The organism is Amycolatopsis sp. NPDC051045 (genome assembly GCF_040682955.1).
Lineage (GTDB): Bacteria > Actinomycetota > Actinomycetes > Mycobacteriales > Pseudonocardiaceae > Amycolatopsis.
Genome location: NZ_JBFBCC010000027.1, coordinates 1 through 16,917 on the forward strand (window position 1 = coordinate 1; position 16,917 = coordinate 16,917).

12 protein-coding genes are annotated in these 16,917 nt (G+C 71.4%); 7 read left to right on the top strand and 5 right to left on the bottom strand.

Features of this window, described 5'->3' with window-relative positions:
- Positions 1-622 precede the first annotated feature (622 nt).
- Together AB0M80_RS38100 and AB0M80_RS38105 are read left to right on the top strand one after the other, a co-directional pair.
- The gene (locus AB0M80_RS38100; RefSeq protein ID WP_364574666.1) at positions 623-3,316 is read left to right on the top strand and encodes a SpoIIE family protein phosphatase; all 2,694 of its coding nucleotides are present in this window, start codon (positions 623-625) and stop codon (positions 3,314-3,316) included.
- A gap of 51 nt (positions 3,317-3,367) precedes the next feature.
- On the top strand, positions 3,368-5,023 hold the full coding sequence (locus AB0M80_RS38105; RefSeq protein WP_364574668.1) for a DUF6461 domain-containing protein: 1,656 nt from the start codon (positions 3,368-3,370) through the stop codon (positions 5,021-5,023).
- A 3-nt stretch (positions 5,024-5,026) separates the two neighbouring features.
- Here AB0M80_RS38105 and AB0M80_RS38110 read toward each other — a convergent pair whose 3' ends face one another.
- Positions 5,027-6,727 carry an alpha/beta fold hydrolase gene (locus AB0M80_RS38110; protein WP_364574670.1) on the bottom strand — a complete coding sequence of 567 codons (1,701 nt, stop codon included), beginning with the start codon at positions 6,725-6,727 and terminating at the stop codon, positions 5,027-5,029.
- 124 nt (positions 6,728-6,851) lie between these two features.
- The gene (locus AB0M80_RS38115; RefSeq protein WP_364574672.1) at positions 6,852-7,391 is read right to left on the bottom strand and encodes a hypothetical protein; all 540 of its coding nucleotides are present in this window, start codon (positions 7,389-7,391) and stop codon (positions 6,852-6,854) included.
- A 128-nt stretch (positions 7,392-7,519) separates the two neighbouring features.
- Here AB0M80_RS38115 and AB0M80_RS38120 point away from each other — a divergent pair, with 128 nt between their 5' ends.
- Positions 7,520-8,542: an LLM class flavin-dependent oxidoreductase gene (locus AB0M80_RS38120; RefSeq protein ID WP_364574674.1), complete on the top strand. Its 1,023-nt coding sequence runs from the start codon at positions 7,520-7,522 to the stop codon at positions 8,540-8,542.
- Between the two features lie 39 nt (positions 8,543-8,581).
- Here AB0M80_RS38120 and AB0M80_RS38125 read toward each other — a convergent pair whose 3' ends face one another.
- The 3 genes from AB0M80_RS38125 to AB0M80_RS38135 form a co-directional block, all read right to left on the bottom strand.
- Positions 8,582-9,346 carry a polysaccharide lyase family 7 protein gene (locus tag AB0M80_RS38125; RefSeq protein ID WP_364574676.1) on the bottom strand — a complete coding sequence of 255 codons (765 nt, stop codon included), beginning with the start codon at positions 9,344-9,346 and terminating at the stop codon, positions 8,582-8,584.
- 178 nt (positions 9,347-9,524) lie between these two features.
- Complete coding sequence (gene katG / locus AB0M80_RS38130) at positions 9,525-11,798, bottom strand: catalase/peroxidase HPI (protein WP_364574678.1); 2,274 nt, start codon at positions 11,796-11,798, stop codon at positions 9,525-9,527.
- On the bottom strand, positions 11,795-12,247 hold the full coding sequence (locus AB0M80_RS38135; protein WP_364574680.1) for a Fur family transcriptional regulator: 453 nt from the start codon (positions 12,245-12,247) through the stop codon (positions 11,795-11,797). Before AB0M80_RS38135 ends, katG begins: the two co-directional genes overlap by 4 nt.
- Positions 12,248-12,351: 104 nt before the next feature.
- On the opposite strand from AB0M80_RS38135, the gene AB0M80_RS38140 reads away from it, so the two are divergent.
- The 4 genes from AB0M80_RS38140 (at position 12,352) to AB0M80_RS38155 (ending at position 16,913) form a co-directional block, all read left to right on the top strand.
- Positions 12,352-13,149 carry a thymidylate synthase gene (locus AB0M80_RS38140; protein WP_364574682.1) on the top strand — a complete coding sequence of 266 codons (798 nt, stop codon included), beginning with the start codon at positions 12,352-12,354 and terminating at the stop codon, positions 13,147-13,149.
- On the top strand, positions 13,146-13,604 hold the full coding sequence (locus AB0M80_RS38145) for a dihydrofolate reductase (protein ID WP_364574684.1): 459 nt from the start codon (positions 13,146-13,148) through the stop codon (positions 13,602-13,604). Before AB0M80_RS38140 ends, AB0M80_RS38145 begins: the two co-directional genes overlap by 4 nt.
- Positions 13,605-13,713: 109 nt before the next feature.
- A complete protein-coding gene (locus AB0M80_RS38150; RefSeq protein ID WP_364574685.1) occupies positions 13,714-15,342 on the top strand; it encodes a GMC family oxidoreductase N-terminal domain-containing protein in 1,629 nt (542 codons plus the stop codon).
- A complete protein-coding gene (locus AB0M80_RS38155) occupies positions 15,339-16,913 on the top strand; it encodes a succinic semialdehyde dehydrogenase (RefSeq protein WP_364574686.1) in 1,575 nt (524 codons plus the stop codon). The genes AB0M80_RS38150 and AB0M80_RS38155 overlap by 4 nt, the downstream gene beginning before the upstream one ends.
- Positions 16,914-16,917 lie beyond the last annotated feature (4 nt).

Genomic DNA, 16,917 nt, shown 5'->3' on the forward strand with positions numbered 1-16,917 from the left:
CCCGCGCGGCACAACCCAGCCGCTGCGGGCGATCCAATGATGCTCCCGATCCCTTCTCTCCTGTGTATTCCACTTACCGGATACTGCAACTGCACAAACAGGTACTGCCACTGCACTTACTGGTACTGCAACTTCTGGTACTGCACTTGCCGATACTTCACTAACTGGTATTTCACTTGCCGGTACTGCACTTCTCGGTGCGACCGCCACGACCGGAACCCTTCCACTGATCGGTCCCAGCACGCTGACGCCGCTGGTCACTGCCCGGAGCCCCTTACACCGATCGGCCCCGGCCACCTGACCGGTCCTACACACTGCACTTCCACTACTTCACGGCCACCAGCCGAAACCATGTTCCCTGATCGGCTCCGCACTGCCTGACCGTCTTGTCTCACCTCGCGGGCAGTTACTTCCTCTCCCGCGCCTGCTGGACGTTGTCTCTCTCGCTACAAGAAGAACCCTACACACACCCGCCACCGAATGTCTACTCCAGTCGCCATAGATTTTCTCCAAGTCCCTCGGCCGGGTGATGCGGCCTGCTCGCCGGGCTGGCACCGGCCTCCGCTCCGGCTAAGGTGTGCCCAGCCGCGTGGCGGGTCGACGTTCGTGGGAGCCGGGGAGTATGCAGCCGGAAGACTGGCGGGATTTTGTCGACGGCCTGCCGGTCGTCGTGTGGGAAGCCGACGCCCGCACCGGTGCGTTCTCCTTCGTGTCCGGCGCTTCCCGTGCGCTGCTGGGGCATCCGCCCTCGGCGTGGCTGGCCGATCCGGCCTTCGCCCTGTCGGTGGTCCACCCGCAGGACCGCGACGACTGCGCGCGGACGCGGGCCGAGGGCTGGGCCCGCGGCGGCTACGAAATCACCTATCGCGCACTGACCGCCGACGACCGGGTGGTGTGGCTGCACGAGCTGGGGCAGGGGCGTCCCGGCGGCGCGACGATCCGCGGCGTGCTGCTGGACGCCTCGGGCCGGCGGTCCGAAGCGGAACGGCAGCGGTTCCTCGCCGGGTTCGAACGCGGGTTGCAGGAGCTGGACGACGCCGAAGAGATCATGGTGTACGCGGCTCGCAGCCTCGGCGAGTACCTCGGTGCGGATCGCTGCGCCTACGCCGAAGCGGAAGAGGACGAAGACCACTTCGTGATGAGCGGTGACCACGCCACCGGCCTGCCGCCGCTGCCCGGCCGCTTCGCCATGTCGGCGTTCGGCGACGGGTGCATGCGGGCGATGCGGGCCGGCCGCTCGTGGGTGGTCGCGGACAGCCGCCACGACGAGCGCCTCGATCCGGCGGACCTGCACGCCTACCGCGTGACGGGCATCCGTGCCGTCATCTGCGTGCCGTTGCTGCGCGGCGGCCGGTTCGTCGCGGCGATGGCCGTGCACCAGGCCACCGTCCGGGAGTGGGCGGACACGGAGATCGAGCTGGTGGAGCTCATCGTGAGCCGGTGCTGGGAGTCCATCCAGCGCACGCACGCGGGCCGCGCCTTGCGGGAGAGCGAACAACGGCACCGGCTGCTGGTGGAACGCGCGACCGATGCGATCTGGGTGCTCGACCGCGACCTGCGGTTCACCGAAATCAACCCCGCGGCCTGCGAACTCCTCGGCTACGCGCGCGACGAGCTGATCGGCACGCCGATCACCGCCCTGCTCGACGACGCCGGGAGCGACCGGTGGCGGCAGCTGATCGCCCAGCCGGGTGCCGTGCGGGAGACCGGCGAAGCCGACCACCTGCGCCGGGCCGACGGCACGCAGGTGGCGCTGGAGGTGAGCATCCAGGCCACTCCCTCGGGCGTGCAGGCGATCGGCCGCGACGTCACCGAACGACGCCGGCGCGAAGCCGAGCGGGACCTCCTGCTGCAGCGGGAGCACGAGATCGCCGAGACGCTCCAGCGCAGCCTGCTGCCGCGCGAGCTGCCCGCCCTGTCCCGGATCGCCGCCGCGGCCCGGTACCAGCCGGCGGCCGTCCACGCCCAGACGGGCGGCGACTGGTACGAGCTCGTCTCCGTGGGGCCGACCCGGGTCGCCCTTTCCGTCGGGGACGTGGTCGGCAAGGGACCGCAGGCCGCCGCGGTGATGGGGCAGTTGCGCAGCGCACTGGCCGGCAGCCTGCTCGACGGGCACGGCCCGGCGGCCGCCCTCGACCGCCTCGACGCCTTCGCCGCACGCACGGACGGGGCGGCCGGCACGACCTGCGCGTGCCTCACCCTCGACTGGGAAACCGGCGAACTGCGCTGGGCCGTCGCCGGCCACCCGCCGCCCGTGGTCGTCGAGGACGGCGGCGCCCGGCTGCTGCCCGGCCGCGGCGCCGTGCTGGGCGGGCCGGACCGGACGCGCTACCGCGAGGACACCGCGGCCCTGCAGCCCGGCGCGTCGGTGCTCCTCTACACCGACGGCCTGGTCGAGCGACGCGACGAGCCGATCGACGAAGGTTTGCGGCGGCTGTGCGAAGCCGCGGGCCGCGCGCACGCCTCGGCGCCGGAGCAGCTGGTCACCGCGCTCTCCGCGGCCCTGCTCGACAGCGGGCAGGAAGACGACGTCGCCCTGCTGGCGATCCGGCTGATGCCGCCCCCGCTGCGGCGGTGCGCGGCCGCCGAACCCGCCGTGCTGCGGCGCCTGCGTGAGGACGTCGTGCGCTGGTCGGCGCTCGCCGGCCTGCCCGCGGAACTGCACCAGGATTTGAACCTCGCACTGGGGGAGGCGGTGGCCAACTCCGTCGAACACGCCTTCGCCGAGACGCCGGGCGAGGTCGAGTACTCGGTGACCCGGACGGCGCACGGGCGGCTCGAGGTCGTCGTCCGCGACGACGGCCGGTGGCGGCCGGAACCGGCCGACAACAGCCACCGCGGGCGTGGCATCGGCATCATCAAGGCGCTGTCGGAAGACTTCGGCATCGACCACGGCGAACCCGGCACCGCCGTGCGGTTCCGCATCGCCCCGGACCCGGCCGCGTCGCCGGAGACCGTGCCCGTGCCGGCCGAAACCGTGGTCCCGGCCAACGTCTCGGTCGACGAGACGGTGCCGGGGCTGCTGGCGCTGAAGCTGACCGGCGACCTCGACCTGGCGACGATCGGCGAGGTCCGCCCGGCCGTCCTCGGCGGCGTCGAAGCCACGGCGTCCCGGAGCGTGGTCCTCGACCTGACGGAACTGCGGTACCTGAGCAGCTGCGGCGTCGCCCTGCTGCTCGACGTCGCGGCGGTGACGCGGCGCCGCGGCCTGGACTTCACCACCCGGGCGGACGCGGCGCCGCTGCGCATCCTCGAGCTCGCCGGTCTGGCGGGGACGCCGTCCGGGCCGTTCTCGGTCGAAGCTGCCCGTCCGTAACGGCTTCACCGGTGTCCGCGGCCCGCCCGCGGGTTCTGGCACAGTGGTCGCATGGGGGAGGACCTTGCCGTCGCCGTGGCCGCCGTCGTGCCTGCCGTGCGTGCCGTGATCCCGCCCGCGCCGGCCGCGGTGCTGGGCCGCCTGCGGTTCGAGCCGCAGCGGCGGCGGTTCCCGGACGCGCCCGAGTCCGCGGTGCTGCGGTCGCTGCGGACCCTGCCGTCGTGGGTGGTCGAGCAGGTGCACGGGGCGGTGGAGCCGATGCTGGCCTCGCTGCCGGTTCCGGCGCCTTCGGTGACGGCCGCGCCGGAGCCGCCGCCGTCGTCCGGGACGTTCGGCTTCCTCAGCACCGGCGGCGAAGCGGAAGCGTTGCGGGAGACGCGGTTGCTCGCCCAGACGCGGCCCGGCCTCCTCGAGCTGGTGGCGGAGCTGACCGCCGGCCTGGCGGCCGGCGACGCGCTGGCTCCGTTCCTGACCGCCGAAGGCGACGAAGCGGCGATCGCGGCCGCGCACGGAGCCGCCCACCTCGCGATCGCGCTGGTGACCGCGACGATCGCCGCGCGCGAAGCCGGCAGCCCCGGCGTCGCGGGCATCGTCGGGACGGCGCTCGGGGTCGCGGCGAGCCTGCTCCGCTCGGCTCCCATGCCGGCCGGGTACGAAGCGGCGCTGCGGGAAAAGCAGCGTGCCGAGTACCGGCTGCCGCAGTCCGGCGGCACGTTCGTGGACGTCCGCGACCACGTCTTCGCCTTGACCGAGGGTGGGTTCCCGGCCTTCGGCAGCTTCGCGGAAAACGGTCTCGCGGAGGCCGTCGAAGGTGGCGTGGTCATCCGCACCGGCACCGGGAACGGCTCGGTGCGGGTGGGCGTCCGGGTACTGGCCGAGCCGCCGGCCACGGCGGAGACGCTCGGCTGGAACGAGGTCGTCGACCTCAGCTGGCGCGCGGAGCACGGCTCGGCCGCTCTCGCACCCGGGTCGTGGCGAGGGGTGACGACGCCGCCGTGGCCCGGCGAGTACCGGATCCGCGTGCACGCGTACGGCCGCGACGACCCGGAAAGCGAGGGCTACGACCTCTGGATCTGGGCCGCGCCGGCCGAGCCGCCGCGGGTGCACGCCCGTGCCGACCGCCTCGGCCACCGCCTGCGCGGCGAGCCGGAGCCTCCGCTCGTGGACCCGCCCGAGGGGGGCTACCGCTGGATCCGGCGGTCCCGGCTGACGGTGGCGGCGACGGTCACGGTGGTCACCGGCCTCCCGGCGGAGGACGTCGTGCGCGGTTTCGGTGGCGACCCGGCCCGGCCCGAGCCGCTGGAGGAGCTGCGCGAGGCGTACGCGGAACCGTGGCTGGCGGTGCTGGATCTCGACGGCGTCGTGGTGGCGATCGAAGAGAACGGCTATCGCGGCTCCCGCGCACCGGTGCTGACGGCGGTGTCCCGGGCCGGCCGGGCGGCGAGCATGTTCTGGAACGTCAACGCGGTGCGGCGGCTGTCCTTCGCACGGGGCGGCGAAGTCGTGTCGTCGTTCGAGCCGGGACCGGGGGAGCCGGCCGCGGACCCGGAGGTGGCCGCGGCGCTGGCCGGCCTCGACCTGAAGAACTACCGCGACCGGGAGGAGAAGGGCTTGGTGGCGGTGGAGCGGTTCACCGGACGCGGGCTCCACCCCGCCGACCTGGAGGACATCGACCGGCTCGGGGTGGCCTACCGCGTCACCGGTTGAGGGTCAGCGTCCGCGGTTGACCGAGCTGATGGTGTTCTGCAGCCGTTCGCGCGCGGTCGAACGGGCGTCGCGCGGTGCGGGTGCCGCCGTCCCGGACGGCTCGCCCGCCGGCCCCGGCACCGGGAAGACCCGGTGTTCGCCGGGCAGCGGGACGCCGGGGCAGATGGTGGCCGCCGGCCGCGCGGTGCCGAGGTAGAAGCCGTTCACCAGATTGTCCACACAGGAATTCCCGCCGACGGCGTACTGGCCGTGGAAGGGCGATTCCGCCACCGAGATCATCGGCACCCCGGCCGCCCGCGCCGCCGCCTCCGCCTGTTCGTAGCCGGTCTGCGGATCGAACTCGCCCTGGATGACCAGGATGTTCTTCGCGGCGGCCGTCGAGAGCCTCGGGAGCTCGTGCCGGGGCCGGTCGGACCAGTAACCGCACGGCTCGCTCAGGCCGTACGCCCAGCCGAACAGCGGGTAGACCGGCCCCTGCAGGTCGCTCAGCAGCTTGTACCAGTTCGCCTCCGGTGCCGGCTGGTCGCCGCACGCCACGGCCAGCCGGGTCCCGGGCACGTCGGCGTAATCGGGTTCGAGCTCCGGCGCGGCCGCGACCACGTCGGCGGCGGTCAGCCGGTCCGCCGACCGCCCGAAGACGGCGCGGGAAACCCGGTCGAGATCGTCCTTCAGCGCGGCGGGCGGCGGCGGGGTGGCCGTGCCGTCGAGCGCCGCCGCGCCCTTGGTGAGGACCAGAGCACCGGTCAGCCACTGCCGGGGACTGCCGTTGCCGACGAAGATCTGGTCGAAGTCGTCGGGTGACACGCCCCGGCTCTCGAAGTAGGTGCGCAGCCGCTCCCACTTGGCGCGGACCTCCGCGGCGGTCTTGCCGAGCTGGTCCGGGAACCGGCGGGCCAGCCACGGGGCGTAGACGCGGTCGAACTGCCGCTGGTCGATCGTCGGGAACGCTTCGAACGCGGCCTGGAGCCGGCCTTCGAAGTTCACACTGGAGTCGAGGACCATCTTGCCGGCGCGGTCGGGGAACAGCGACGCGTACTTCGCGCCGAGCCAGGTGCCGTAGGAAAAGCCGAGGTAGTTCAGTTTCCCGTCGCCCAGCAGCGAGCGGATCAGGTCCATGTCGTGCGCGGTCTGCCAGGTGGTGATGAAGGGCGCGAGCGCGTCGCTCTGGCACGCCTCGGCCACGACGCGCGGCGTCCGCTGGTGCAGCGCGATGCTGCGGGCCGAGCGGTCGCGGGCGTCGAGGGCGTCGTCCAGCGGCAGCCGTCCCAGCGGCACCCGGCACACGTACCCCGGGTCTTCGCCGCCTTCCTGGCCGGTGCCCCGGGGGTCCATGCCGACGATGTCGTAGTGCTCGTTCACCGACGGCTCCAGGCCGGCCAGGGCGCCGGCGAGCGAAGTGCCCCGGCCACCGGGCCCGCCGGGGTTCACCAGGATCGCGCCCTGCCGGGTGCCGGTGGCCGCCACGCGGCTGATCGCCACCTTCAGGTCGGTGCCGGCGGACGGGGCCGACCAGTCCCGCGGGACGGTGATCCGCGCGCATTCCGCGACCCGGCTCGGGCTCCGCAGCTTGAAGGGACACGCGCCCCAGGCGACCTGCTGTCCCCGGTACGGCGCGAGCGGGTCGGGGGTGGTCGCGGCAGCGGGTGCCGTGGCCGCCACCAGGACCGAGACGGCCACCGCCAGCCCTGCTCGGGACGTTCGCACCGCAGTTTTTCCTTCCTCGCGCACCGGCCGGGAAGATCCAATCACGAGCGGTGGGGGCGCGGCAGCGCGAAGACCGCGGTTCACCGGGCCGATTCCTTCGATCCGGTGAACGCGGCGGCTCGGCTCAGGCGCGGTACGGGCCGTGGCTCCCGAGATCGGGGCTCACCTGCGGGTGCGGGCCGCTCTGGCCCGGCACGGGGGTGACGGCGGGGCGCCACGACGGTTCCGCCGCCGGCTCGACGACCACCTCGGTGGCCGGCCGGACGTAGGTTTCGGTGCCGGGCCGGAGATAGGTTTCGGTGCCGGACCGCTCGCTGTCGCGCTCCTGGAAGTGTTCCTCGACGAGCCGGTCCTGACGGCGGCGGGCGAGCACGGCCAGCGTGAGCACGTGCGCCACGGCCATCAGCAGGAGGAAGACGCCGAGCCTGCCGACCAGGGCGGCCGTCGAGCCCGTCCACTGGGGGCCGACGACGGAGAGCAGGGCGAGGACGCCGAACGAGACGAGGTGGAAGACGGTCACCACCATCCACGCCAGCGAGCCGGTCCCCTCGCCGCCGTCCGGTCCGCTCAGGTAGCGCCGGCCCCCGCGGTAGAGCACCTGGCCGTCGGCCACCACGAACACCAAGCCGATGATCAGGAATCCGGTCAGATCGTTGTCGGGCATCGTCTCCTCCTCCTTTCGGGCGGAGTACCCGGCCCGGCGGGCCGCGGGCACCGGTTCACCGGAACGAGCGACCGGCCGGCCGCCTCACAGCGGGGAATCAAACGCGGCCGCCGGACGCTGGAGGTGACGTGAAGAAGATTGGCTTCCTCTCGTTCGGCCACTGGTCGGCGAGTGCGCATTCCGAGACCCGGTCGGCCGCCGACTTCCTGCACCAGTCGATCGACCTGGCGGTCGCCGCCGAGGAGCTCGGCGTGGACGGTGCCTACTTCCGCGTGCACCACTTCGCGCGGCAGGCGGGCAGCCCGTTCCCGCTGCTGTCGGCGATCGGCGCGCGGACCTCGAAGATCGAGATCGGCACCGGCGTGATCGACATGCGCTACGAGAACCCGCTGTACATGGTCGAGAACGCGGGCGCCGCCGACCTCATCGCCGGCGGCCGGCTCCAGCTCGGCATCAGCCGGGGGTCCCCCGAGCAGGTGATCGACGGCTGGCGCTACTTCGGCTACGCCCCCGGGGACGGCGAGACCGACGCCGACATGGCCCGGCAGCACACCGAGGTGTTCCTCAAGCTGCTCGACGGCGAAGGCTTCGCGCAACCGAACCCGCGGCCGATGTTCGCCAACCCGCCGGGGCTGCTGCGGCTCGAGCCGCACTCGGAAGGCCTGCGCGAGCGCATCTGGTGGGGCTCGAGCTCGAACGCGACGAGCGTCTGGGCCGCGAAGCTGGGCATGAACCTGCAGAGCTCCACGCTCAAGGACGACGAGACGGGCGAGCCGTTGCACGTCCAGCAGCGCAAGCAGATCGAGGCCTACCGCGAAGCGTGGGCGGAAGCCGGCCACGAGCGGGAGCCGCGGGTTTCGGTCAGCCGCAGCATCTTCGCGCTGACCAACGACCTCGACCGGGCCTACTTCGGCCGCGACCGCCACTCGCGCGACCAGGTGGGCATGATCGACGAGAACACCCGGGCGATCTTCGGGCGCTCGTACGCCGCCGAACCCGACGAGCTGGTGCGGGAGCTGAAGGAGGACGAGGCCGTCCAGGCCGCGGACACCCTGCTGCTCACCATCCCCAACCAGCTCGGCGTCGACTACAACGTCCACGTGCTGGAGAGCATCCTCACCCACGTGGCCCCGGAGCTCGGCTGGCGCTGAGGGGAGACGGCCCGGTGGCGGCCGGGCCCGCTTCCCGCCTCAGCCGTGGGAGACGTTCAGGCCGTAGAACGCGACCCGCGCGCCCCTGGTCGTGCTGTCCGAAGAGGACTGGTTGTACGAGCCCGCCTTGAAGTACTGCTTGTACGGCTTGAACGACGACGGGATGCCGTAGTGCGTGGTGCTGCCGTTGACCGTGAGGTCGATGGTGTTGCCGCCGGAGATGCCGATCGTGTAGGTCCACGTCTTGCCGAGCGAGACGTGGCCGACGGTGTGCGCCGTCTGGCCGCCGTCGGGGGAGTTCTCCGTGCCCAGCACGATGTCCCCGCTCGCGCGGTAGTACAGCTCCAGCAGCGGTTTGGTCGATGAGCCGCCGGTGCCGAGGTGCACCTGGCCCACGCACACGTTCGACGTCACCGACACCACCCGCAGTGTCGCGCTCAGCTTGTGCGACCCGCTCAGCGACCAGTTCGCGGCGGACCCGTCGCGGTTCATCTCGCGCAGCTCCGAGCGCGCGTAATTGGAGTTCGGTGTGGTGACGCCCTTTTCCGGCGCCCAGAAGGTCATCGCGCCGTCACGGGTGTCGGTGTAGAAGTAGCTGTCCTGGAAGCCGTTCGGCCCCTGCAGCCGGGACGAGGAGATGGTGGTCGGCTTGCCCGGTGAGCCGACCGGCTCCTGCAGCTGCCAGACCGACAGGTCGAAGTTGCCACCCGGCGCCACGGACGGATCCGCTGCCAGTGCGGGCGCCGCGGTGACCGCGGCCAGTACCGGGACCGCCAGGAGGGTGAGGAAGGCACGCACGCGCATCGTGGTGTCCTTTCGCGGTGGGGACACTGCACCATTCGTTCACGGACGTGAAATAAATGGTCTGGACAACCCGGCGGCGTGGACCCACGGTAGGACGGCGATCACCGGTTGTCAAGATCGCCGCGGACGCGAACGGGCCCGGCCGATCGCGAGGATCGGCCGGGCCCGTGCGGGTGGATCAGGCGAGGTCGAAGCGGTCGAGCTCCATGACCTTCGTCCACGCCGCGACGAAGTCGCCGACGAACTTCTCGCGGGCGTCTTCGCTGGCGTAGACCTCCGAGAGGGCGCGCAGCTGCGAGTTCGAGCCGAAGACGAGGTCGACCGCCGTGGCGGTCCACTTCAGCTCGTCGGTCGCCACGTCGCGGATCTCGTAGACGTTCTCCTCGGACTCCGACGCCTTCCACCGGGTGCCCGGCGCGAGCAGGTTGGCGAAGAAGTCGTTGGTGAGCACGCCCGGCTGGTCGGTGAGGACACCGTGCGCGGCACCGCCGTGGTTGGTGCCGAGCGAGCGCAGGCCGCCGACGAGGACGGTCATCTCCGGCGCGGTCAGGCCGAGCATGTAGGCGCGCTCGAGGAGAAGCGTCTCCGGCTGGAGCTTCTCGCCGGAGCGCAGGTAGTTGCGGAACCCGTCGGCGCGCGGCTCGAGGACCTTGAACGAGTCGACGTCGGTCTGCTCCTGCGAGGCGTCGGTGCGGCCCGGGTGGAACGGCACGGTCGTCTCGACGCCGGCGTCGCGCGCCGCCTTCTCGACGGCGGCCGAGCCGGCCAGCACGATCAGGTCGGCGAGCGAGATCTTCGCGCCGCCGGCCTCGTTGAACTCGCGCTGGATGCCCTCGAGGATCTCGAGGACCTTGCCGAGCTGCTCGGGCTGGTTGACCTCCCAGTTGCGCTGCGGCTCCAGGCGGATCCGGGCGCCGTTCGCGCCACCGCGCTTGTCGGTGGAGCGGAAGGTCGCGGCCGACGCCCACGCGGTGGCGACGAGCTCGCTCGTGGTCAGCCCGGAGTCCAGCACCTTCGCCTTGAGTGCCGCGATGTCGGCGTCGCCCACGAGGTCACCCTCGACGGCGGGCACCGGGTCCTGCCACAGCTGCGGCTCGGCGACCCACGGGCCGAGGAAGCGGCTGACCGGGCCCATGTCCCGGTGCAGCAGCTTGTACCAGGCCTTGGCGAAGGCCAGCGCGAACTCGTCCGGGTGCTCCAGGAAGCGGCGCGAGATCGGGCCGTAGACCGGGTCGAAGCGCAGCGACAGGTCCGTCGTCAGCATCGTCGGCTTGTGCTTCTTGGTGGGGTCGTACGGGTCCGGGATGATCTCCGGGGCGTCCTTGGCGACGTACTGCTTGGCGCCGCCGGGGCTCGTGGTGAGTTCCCACTCGTAGCCGAACAGGATCTCGAAGAAGCGGTTGCTCCACTCGGTCGGCTTGTCGGTCCACGTCACCTCGAGGCCACTGGTGATCGTGTCCGGGCCCTTCCCGCTGCCGTGGGTGCTCAGCCAGCCGAGGCCCTGGGTCTCCAGGTCCGCGCCCTCGGGCTCGGGGCCGACGTGGTCGTCGGCGACACCGGCGCCGTGGGTCTTGCCGAAGGTGTGGCCACCGGCGATGAGGGCGACGGTCTCCTCGTCGTTCATCGCCATCCGGGCGAAGGTCTCGCGGATGAAGTGCGCCGCCGCCTCGAAGTCCGCGCTGCCGCGGGGACCCTCGGGGTTGACGTAGATCAGGCCCATCTCGGTCGCGCCGACCTCGGGCGCCATCTCCGAGTCGCTGACGTAGCGCTCGTCACCCAGCCAGTCGTCCTCCGGGCCCCAGATGATCTCCTCGGGCTCCCAGACGTCTTCACGGCCGAAGCCGAAGCCGAAGGTCTTGAAGCCCATCGACTCCAGGGCGACGTTGCCGGCGAGCACGAGCAGGTCGGCCCACGAGATCTTCTGGCCGTACTTCTGCTTGACCGGCCACAGCAGGCGGCGCGCCTTGTCGAGGTTGGCGTTGTCGGGCCAGCTGTTGAGCGGGGCGAAGCGCTGGCTGCCGTCCCCGGCGCCGCCACGGCCGTCGTGGATGCGGTAGGTGCCCGCGGAGTGCCAGCTCATCCGGATCATCAGGCCGCCGTAGTGGCCGAAGTCGGCGGGCCACCAGTCCTGCGAGGTGGTCAGCACCTCGGTGATGTCCCGCTTGAGCGCCTCGACGTCGAGCTTGGCGAACTCCTTGGCGTAGGAGAACTTCTCGCCGAGCGGGTTGCTCTTGGCGGAGTGGGCGTGCAGCACCGAAAGGTCGAGCTGGTTGGGCCACCAGTCCTTGTTCGTGCGCGGACGTCCGCCCGTCTTCGGCTGCGGCGAGTCGATCGCCGGGTTCTCGCTCTCGCTGCCGTGCGAGGTCACCGAGTCGTGGGCGACCGGGCAACCGGCCGCCGCCTTCTTGTCCACGCCCTGTGCGCTGGACGGGGTGTCCTGGGTGGAGCTCATTTACTTCCTTCCGGGAGCGGCGAATCATTTCGGGGGCGTTCGGCCGCGCAGCCGGGGCAGGTGCCCCAGTAGACGACCTCCGCCTGGTCGATCACGAAACCGTGGTCGTCCGAAGCGGTGAGACAGGGGGTGTGGCCGACGGCGCAGTCGACGTCGGCTATCGCCCCGCACGAACGGCACACGACGTGGTGGTGGTTGTCACCCACCCGTGCCTCGTAGCGGGCGTTCGCGCCGGCCGGCTGGATCCGCCGGATCAGCCCGGTGTCGGTGAGCGCCCGCAACACGTCGTAGACCGTCTGGTGCGACACCGCCGGGTGCTCGGCGCGGACCAGGTCGATCACCGTCTCGGTGTCGACGTGAGGATGGTCGCGCAGCGCGGCGAGCACGGCCAGCCGGGGCCGGGTGACCCGCAGCGAGACCGCTCGCAGCTGTGCTTCGAAGTCCGGCATCACCGCCGACCCTAGGGCCTTTTCTGGAATGAGTCAAGTTATGCCGGGGCGGGTTCGGCCATCCGGGGTTCACGCTGAGTCAGCGGCTGGCTAGGCTCCCGGGCATGCCGGACACGCAGTACGAAGACCTGCTCCGCCACGTTCTCGACACGGGCGCCCGCAAGGGCGACCGTACCGGTACCGGGACGCGGTCGATCTTCGGGCACCAGCTGCGGTACCGCCTGTCCGAGGGTTTTCCCTTGATCACGACGAAGAAAGTCCACTTCCGGTCGATCGCCTACGAGCTGCTGTGGTTCCTGCGCGGCGACGCGAACGTCTCGTGGCTGCGGGAGCACGGCGTCACGATCTGGGACGAGTGGGCGGCCTCCGACGGTGATCTGGGCCCCGTCTACGGCGTGCAGTGGCGGTCGTGGCCGACCCCGGACGGCGGACACGTCGACCAGATCGCCGAGGTACTGCGCACGCTGCGTGAGAACCCCGACTCCCGCCGGATCGTCGTGTCCGCGTGGAACGTCGCCGACATCCCGCGGATGGCGCTGCCGCCGTGCCACGCGTTCTTCCAGTTCTACGTCGCCGGCGGCGAGCTGTCCTGCCAGCTGTACCAGCGCAGCGCGGACCTGTTCCTCGGCGTGCCGTTCAACATCGCCAGCTACGCGCTGCTGACCCACATGATCGCCGAGCAGGTGGGCCTCGGCGTCGGTGACTTCGTCTGGACCGGCGGCGACTGCCACATCTACGACAACCACGTCGACCAGGTCCGCACGCAGCTCGCCCGCGAGGCGCGGCGGTTCCCCGCCCTCAGCCTGAAGCCGGCGGACAGCCTGTTCGACTACACCTACGAGCACTTCGCGCTCGACGGCTACGACCCGCACCCGGGCATCAAGGCGCCGGTGGCGGTGTGATCGGGCTCGTCTGGGCGCAGTCGGCGAACGGTGTCATCGGCCGCGACGGCACGCTGCCGTGGCACCTGCCGGAAGACCTCCGCCATTTCCGGGCGCTGACCGCCGGGGCGGCCGTGCTGATGGGCCGCCGCACCTGGGAGTCGCTGCCGCCGCGGTTCCGGCCGCTGCCGGGCCGGCGCAACCTCGTGCTGTCGGGCACGCCGCAGGACGGAGCCGAGACGTTCGCCGACCTGCCTTCGGCGTTCGCCGCGGTGTCCGGGGATCTGTGGGTGATCGGCGGCGCGGCGGTGTACCGGGCGGCGCTGCCGTTCGCGGACCGGATCGTCGTCACCGAGCTGCGGGAGTCCTTCGAGGGGGACACCCGCGCGCCGGAGGTGGGGCGCCCGCCCGAGTCGGCCGGCGAGTGGCAGGAGTCGTCGACGGGGTTGCACTACCGCTTCCTGACCTGGGGCTGAAGCCCGCTTCGCCGGTCCGGCCGTTGCGTTCGCGGGGGTCGGGGCGATACGGTTGGCTCGAACTAGAACACGTTATAGTTTGCGTGGCCGGCCTGACCGAGGAGCGGAAATGGCGAAGCGGGCGCCGCGGGCGGACGAAGCCGATTACGTGGTCGTCGGGTCGGGGAGCTCGGGAGCCGCGATCGCGGGACGGCTGGCCCAGTCCGGGGCCAGCGTGATCGTTCTGGAAGCCGGGAAGAGCGACAAGCAGCTGCTGGTCAGCAAGCCCGGGCTGGTCGGTCCGATGCACGCGGTGCCGCAGCTCAAGAAGCCGCTCGACTGGGGCTACTACGGGGTGCCGCAGAAACACGTTCTCGATCGGCGGATGCCGGTGCCGCGCGGCCGGGTCGTCGGCGGCTCCAGCTCCATCAACGGCATGGTCTACGTCCGTGGCAACCGCGCCAACTTCGACTCCTGGGCCGCCGAGGGCAACACCGGCTGGGACGCCGACAGCGTCAACGCGGCGTACAAGCGGATGGAGGACTTCGAGGACGGCGAGAACGCCTTCCGCGGGGCGGGCGGACCGATCCGGATCACCCGCGCGAAGAACCCGCAGGAAGGCTCGCTGCAGTTCGTCGACGCCACCGCCGACGCGCTCGGCTGCAAGATCCTCGACGACTACAACGCCGAGTCGCAGGAGGGCGTCAGCCGGATGCAGCAGAACGCCGCCGACGGCTTGCGCTACAGCGCCTCGCGCGGCTACCTCCACCACCTCGCGCCCCCGACGCTGCAGGTGCAGTCCAGCGTGCTGGTCGAGAAGGTGCTCATCGAGAACGGCCGCGCCGTCGGCGTCGAGGTCGTCGACCGTGGTCGTCAGCGCACCATCCGCGCCGGCAAGGAGGTCATCCTCTCCGCCGGCGTCGTCGGCTCGGCGCAACTGCTCATGCTGTCCGGCATCGGCCACGCCGAGCACCTGAAGGAGCACGGCATCGACGTCCTCGCCGACCTGCCGGTCGGGGACAACCTGCACGACCACATGTTCCACGCCCTGACGTTCCACGTGTCCTCCAGCAAGAACAAGGGCACCGCGCCGTACTTCGCCCGCGGGCTGGCCAGGGAACTGCTCCGGCCCGGCACCACGTTCCTGGCGAACTCGGTCTTCGAGGCGGTCGCGTTCCTGCGGACTTCGCAGGCCGGAGCGATCCCAGACCTGCAGCTGCACCTGCTGCCGTGGGCCTACGTGTCGCCCAACCAGGACGCGCCGATCCGGCACGCCGTCGACAAACGCGGCGCGCTGACCGTGCTGACGACGCTGATCTACCCGAAGAGCCGCGGCACCCTGCGGCTCGCTTCGGCCGATCCCACCGCGGCCCCGCTCATCGACTTCCAGTACCTGTCCGACCCGGCCGACCTCGAGCTGCTCGGTGAAGGTTCGGAAATGGTGCGCGAGATCTTCGCGTCCAAGGCGTTCAAGGGCGCGGTCAAGGAAGAGATCCATCCGGGGAAGGACCTCAAGGGCCAGGAACTGCGCGACGCGATCCTCAACCGCGCGACGTCGGTCTACCACGGCGTCGGCACGTGCCGGATGGGCGTCGACGAGCTCGCGGTCGTCGGCCCCGACCTGCGCGTGCGCGGCGTCGAGGGCCTGCGGGTCTGCGACGCCTCGATCATGCCGTCGATCACCGGCGGCAACACCAACGCGCCCTGCATCATGATCGGGGAAATGGGCGCCCAGCTCGTGCTCGGGAGCCGGTCATGACCCTTACTCCGCTCGAACTCACCCGTCCGGCGTCGGTGACGGACGCGTTCCTGGAGCAGCTCGTGGCCCGGGTGCCGGGCTCGTCCGGCGCGACCTGGAAGCTGACCGAGGTCTACACCGGCGACGTGCTCGTCGAACTGCCGCAGTCGACGACCGACGACATCGAGCGGGCGTTCGCCGTCGCGCGCGAGGCCCAGCGGAAGTGGGCGGCCACGCCGCTCAAGGACCGGCTGGCGGTGTTCAAGCGGGCGCACGCGCTGTTCGTCGGCCACGCGCGGGCGGTCGCCGACCTCATCCAGGTCGAGAGCGGCAAGAACCGGCGGATGGCGATCGAGGAAACCTGCGACCCGCCGATGGTGATGAGCCACTACCTGAAGCGGGCGGCCCGGTTGCTGGCGCCGACCCGGCGCGGCGGCCCGGTGCCGCTGCTGACGACGTCGACGGAGATCCGGCAGCCCAAGGGGGTCGTCGGCATCATCGCGCCGTGGAACTTCCCGTTCGCCACCGGGGTTTCCGACGCGGTGCCGGCGCTGATGGCCGGCAACGCGGTGGTGCTGAAGCCCGACAACAAGACGGCGCTTTCGCCGCTCTACGGCGTCCGGCTGCTGGAGGAAGCGGGCCTGCCGGAAGGGCTGTTCCAGGTGGTCTGCGGCGAGGGCCCGGACGTCGGCCCGACGCTGATCGACCACGCGGACTACGTGATGTTCACCGGCTCGACGGCGACCGGCCGGGTGATCGGCGAGCGGGCGGGCCGCAACCTCATCGGCTGCTGCCTCGAGCTCGGCGGCAAGAACCCGATGATCGTGCTGGAGGACGCTTCGCTGACCGAAGCCGTTCAGGGCGCGATCTTCGGTGCGTTCGGCAACACGGGCCAGATCTGCATGCACATCGAGCGGATCTACCTGCCGGAGTCCCGCTACGAGGAGTTCAAGACGGCGTTCGTGGCGGCGGCTTCGGCCCTCGACGTCCGCGCGGCGTACGACTTCGGGCCGGACATGGGATCACTGGTTTCGGTGGACCACATGCGCCGGGTGAAGTCCCATGTGGACGACGCGGTCGCGAAGGGCGCCACGGTCCTCTGCGGCGGCAAGCCCCGCCCGGACCTCGGCCCGGCGTTCTTCGAGCCGACGATCCTGGAGGGCGTCACCACGGACATGCTGTGCGGCGTCACCGAGACCTTCGGACCGGTGGTGTCACTGCACAAGTACCGCACGGTCGACGAAGCGGTGGCGCTGGCCAACGACACGGACTACGGGTTGAACGCGTCGGTCTGGAGCACCGACGTCACGGCGGCGCGCGCGGTGGCGGCCCGGATCGAGTCGGGCAACGTGAACGTGAACGACATCCTGGCGACCGCGTATGCGGCGAAGGGGACGCCGTCGGGCGGGGTGAAGAACTCCGGGGTCGGGGCGCGCCACGGTGATCAGGGGTTGCTGAAGTACACGGACGTGAAGAACCTGGCCGTGTTGAAGAAGCAGGTGATGGGGCCGCGGCCGGGGCAGGGGTACGAGAAGTACGTCGAGAGCATGCTTTCGGGGCTGAAGCTGATGCGGAAGCTGCGGATCCGGTAGCCGC

Excerpts from the sequence above, each read along its gene's own strand:
- AB0M80_RS38100 (WP_364574666.1), top strand. The coding sequence starts at position 623 with ATGCAGCCGGAAGACTGGCGGGATTTTGTCGACGGCCTGCCGGTCGTC.
- AB0M80_RS38105 (WP_364574668.1), top strand. The coding sequence starts at position 3,368 with ATGGGGGAGGACCTTGCCGTCGCCGTGGCCGCCGTCGTGCCTGCCGTG.
- AB0M80_RS38115 (WP_364574672.1), bottom strand. The coding sequence starts at position 7,391 with ATGCCCGACAACGATCTGACCGGATTCCTGATCATCGGCTTGGTGTTC.
- AB0M80_RS38125 (WP_364574676.1), bottom strand. The coding sequence starts at position 9,346 with ATGCGCGTGCGTGCCTTCCTCACCCTCCTGGCGGTCCCGGTACTGGCC.
- katG (WP_364574678.1), bottom strand. The coding sequence starts at position 11,798 with ATGAGCTCCACCCAGGACACCCCGTCCAGCGCACAGGGCGTGGACAAG.
- AB0M80_RS38135 (WP_364574680.1), bottom strand. The coding sequence starts at position 12,247 with ATGCCGGACTTCGAAGCACAGCTGCGAGCGGTCTCGCTGCGGGTCACC.
- AB0M80_RS38140 (WP_364574682.1), top strand. The coding sequence starts at position 12,352 with ATGCCGGACACGCAGTACGAAGACCTGCTCCGCCACGTTCTCGACACG.
- AB0M80_RS38150 (WP_364574685.1), top strand. The coding sequence starts at position 13,714 with ATGGCGAAGCGGGCGCCGCGGGCGGACGAAGCCGATTACGTGGTCGTC.
- AB0M80_RS38155 (WP_364574686.1), top strand. The coding sequence starts at position 15,339 with ATGACCCTTACTCCGCTCGAACTCACCCGTCCGGCGTCGGTGACGGAC.